Source organism: Vibrio sp. D431a, assembly GCF_030248655.1.
Lineage (GTDB): Bacteria > Pseudomonadota > Gammaproteobacteria > Enterobacterales > Vibrionaceae > Vibrio > Vibrio alginolyticus.
The window spans coordinates 1-1,651 of sequence record NZ_JAHGAP010000092.1 but is presented as its reverse complement, the minus strand read 5'-3'; the positions used below and the strand labels follow the sequence as shown (position 1 = coordinate 1,651).

1 protein-coding gene is annotated in these 1,651 nt (G+C 42.9%); it reads left to right on the top strand.

Features of this window, described 5'->3' with window-relative positions:
- On the top strand, positions 1–1,651 hold a 1,651-nt coding region (locus tag KJB35_RS28135), incomplete at both ends, for an Ig-like domain-containing protein (protein WP_285469896.1).

The window sequence follows — 1,651 nt, the reverse complement described above, 5'->3', positions numbered from 1 at the left end:
GACCGATTAGTTTTCTCAGCAGAAGTCAATGATGATGGTACGGTTCAAATTACTTTTTATGAAGCGATTGATCATGGTGTAGGTCAAGATGAGCTGGTGACTAACGTATTGGTTGAAAGCATTCAAAGTGATGCTGACGGCACACAAGAGGCTGTTGTGGCTCCCCTAGAAATCGCCATCCTTGATGCCGATCCAGTGATCGAAAATGAGTCATATAGTGTAACCGAAGGCCAAGTCATTTCTGGCAATGTACTGGAGAATGACATTGATATTGATGGTGACTTGTACATTCGATATGTCAGAGCCGGAGGAGAGATCCAGTCTGTCCCTGATGGTGGCTCAGTAAGTTTTAGTCTAGAGAAGGGTGAATTAACCGTATTTTCAGATGGCTCTTGGCAGTTGAATGCCAGTCGCAACTTAGATCACACGGTTGAGCAAAGTCTCGTTTTTGATTATCTCGCAGCCGATGATTCAAAAGATTACGGTGTAGCAACCGCAACTATCGACATTATAGATGGCCAAGCGGGTTATGTAGGCAGCGCTACTATAAACGCAGCAGAAGTACCTCTGGGAGAGGCATTATTAACCACCGAAGGCAGTGTTAATGTGATTGCTGGCTCTGATAACCCTGATCCGACTAGTTTGTATTTTGGTGGGGCATCCATTACTAAGTTAGAGGCATTAGGGCTTACAAGCTCAGTCTCTGATAATGAGCTTAGCTACACGTTAAGTTCCAGTGGAAAGCAAATCACAGCATTTGCTAATGGTGTCACTGTATTTACGTTAACATTGAGTGGCATTGAGTCGGGTAACGATGTACTAGCTTCAATCTCGCTTACTCTTTATCATCCTATCGATCAATTCAATAGTAGTGATACGGTCACTTTCCCGCTGACCATTGGAGGGACAGATCTAGACTCCACACCGCTTGTAGAGAATGAAATTGATTTCGTGTTGAAAGATGGTGTTGATCCTACGTTGAGCAACTTGACTGTTGTTGCAATGGAAGAGATTAATCTAGAAAGTGGGGCAATCTTTAAGACTGGGAGCCTTCAACTCGATATCGGGAGTGATTATGTTGACTCTCTTCGATTTAGCGAATTAAACCAGCCCACATTAGTGAGTAGTGAAAGTGAGTTGCTTTACCGTCTGTCTGATGACGGTACGACAATTACTGGCTATATCTTAGAAGGTGGGGTGGAAGTAAATATTTTTCAATCGAAACTATTATCCACATTACCTGTAGAGTCGAGTAGTGAAATAGAGTATTCCTTTGAATTATATCGCTCTTTCGATCTGTCAAAAGATCAAATCCTGGATATACCATTGTTAGTTAATGCAACAGATTCAGACGGTGACACCACCTCCGTAACATTGGATATTACCTTAGAGGCAATTGAAGGTTTGAACGATGATGCCTCTTTAACGGTGGATATTCTTGATGGCGGCGATGGATACGAAAACCAGTTTGAAGTTCCTAGTGTCACGATTCAAGGTGACGCACTCAAGATAAGCGATGAGTGGCTTGTTACTATCACCATTACCGACAGCCTCAATAATTCCATTACTGTTACAACGACCGTAGAGAATGAGGCTTATACCCTATCAGACGTTGATCTGTCTTCTCTTGCTGAAGGGCCGCTTACGGTGA